Genomic DNA, 2035 nt, shown 5'->3' on the forward strand with positions numbered 1-2035 from the left:
CCTGGTCCAGCCTGCCGAACCTCGCCGAACCCCGGCATGGGCTGGCCCTCGTAGCGATCGCCAGCACCCTGTACGCCATCGACGGCGCCTCCCAGACGGGGCACAACGCATCCACCCCCACCCTGCAAACCCTCAGCGTGCCCACAGGGCCCGCTCAGCCTGCCGGGAGCTGGCAGTTGGGCACTGCTTCGCAGTACGCGACCCAGCAGGTGGGTGCGGCGGTGGATAAGAGCGGCCGGATCTGGGTGGCCGGCGGTCTGACCGACGCGCAAGATGCCACGGCGAAGACGGAGTACTACGACCCGACGGTCAACGTGTGGACCCCGGGTCCGAACCTGCCGGTCCCGTTGCATCACGCGATGATGGTGTCGTACCAGAACACGGTGTGGGTGATCGGTGGGTTCGAGCCGCGGGGCAGCGAGATCATCGGGGCCGCCTCCGCCCGGGTGTTCCGCCTGAACCAGAACCAGACCGCCTGGGTTGAGGCGGCTTCACTGCACCATGCGCGGGGCGCCGGCGCGGCGGCCGTGGTGGGGGACAAGATCGTCGTGGCCGGCGGGCGGACCGCCGGCACGCCCCCGACCGAGGTCATCCCGACCGAGATTTTCGACGGCACCAGCTGGCGCGACGCGGCCGGCATCCCGGTTCCGGGGGATCACCTGGCGGCCGCCTCAGACGGCACGTACCTGTACACCGTCGGCGGGCGCAGGCTCGAGGCCGCCTCCAACACCGCGGCGGTGCAGCGGTTCGACCCGGCCACTAACCAGTGGGTCCAGCTGAAGGCCGCACCGGGCAAGGTCAGCGACGCCGGCGCGGCGTTCATCGGCGGGCGGCTGATCGTCGCCGGCGGCGAGAGCACCGGCACCGTGTTCAGCACCGTCTGGGCCTATGACCCGGTCACCTCGACCTGGTCCAGCCTGCCGAACCTCGCCGAACCCCGGCATGGGCTGGCCCTCGTAGCGATCGCCAGCACCCTGTACGCCATCGACGGCGCCTCCCAGACGGGGCACAACGCATCCACCCCCACCCTGCAAACCCTCACCTTCCAGAAGTAAGGAGATATCCCGTCCGTAGTAGCTGAGCAATTCCAGATCTTCAGAGCCGGGGTCGCAGTGCTGATCACTTCCTCGCAAACGACACCGCCGGCGCAGGCCAGGGAAGTTCCTTTCGCCACCGCCGAGCTTGAGCTCGGCGGCATGCACTGCGGCGCATGCGCTGCGCGGATCGAGCACGCGCTCGGCCGCGTGCCGGGCGTGGCCAGTGCTTCGGTCAACCTGGCCACCGCCCGGGCGTTCGTCTCCTACAACGGTTCAGCGATCAGCACCGGCGAGCTCTGCCAGACCGTCGCCGACGTCGGCTACAGCGCCAAGGCGGTCGATGCCGCCGCCGGATCCGCGCGCCGTCAGCACAGCGACCGGTGGGTGCTGCGTGCGATCATCTCCTGGCCCCTGGCGATCGCCGCGTTGCTGGTGTCGCTCCTCCTGCCCCAGACCGCGGGTATGGCATGGATCGTCCTCGTCCTGGCCGTCATCGTCGAGTTCGCCGGCGGCTGGCCGTTCCTCCGCAACGCCGCTCGCCTGCTCCGTCATGGCGCAGTGAGCATGGACACCCTGATCGCAATCGGCACGCTCGCCGCGGTCGCCGTGCAGGCCGTGGAAGTCATTGCCGTTGGGGGCCGCCATACCCACGTCGGCAGCGGCGGCGGCGCGTTCGCGGGACGACTGCACTACGCCATGGCGCCACTCATTATCGCCGTCTTGGTCAGCGGACGCGCCGCCGAGGCCGCCGCACGCCGCCGCGCCGTAGACGCCATGCACTCGTTGCTTTCGCTGCGCCCGCCCGTAGCCCGGGTGGTCGCCGATCCTGACCGCGAGCGCGGCGATCTCGTCGCGCCCGAGAGCGTGCCGGTGGGGGCGCTGGTGCGGGTGCGGCCAAATGAGGCGATTCCGCTCGACGGGACCGTCGTGAGCGGGTGGTCAGCAGTCGACGAATCTATGCTTACCGGCGAGCCTTTGCCCGTTGACCGCGGCCCCGG

General features: G+C 70.3%; 2 protein-coding genes. Both read left to right on the top strand.

All coding sequences use genetic code 11. The features are described 5' to 3' along the window. On the top strand, positions 1 to 1055 hold a 1055-nt coding region (locus VML93_RS01335; protein ID WP_325606886.1), incomplete at its 5' end, for a Kelch repeat-containing protein. A 57-nt stretch (positions 1056 to 1112) separates the two neighbouring features. Continuing rightward, positions 1113 to 2035 (top strand): cation transporter (locus VML93_RS01340; protein WP_325606889.1); only part of this gene is annotated, 923 nt, incomplete at its 3' end.

Source organism: Mycobacterium sp., from assembly GCF_035499775.1.
Taxonomy (GTDB): Bacteria; Actinomycetota; Actinomycetes; order Mycobacteriales; family Mycobacteriaceae; genus Mycobacterium.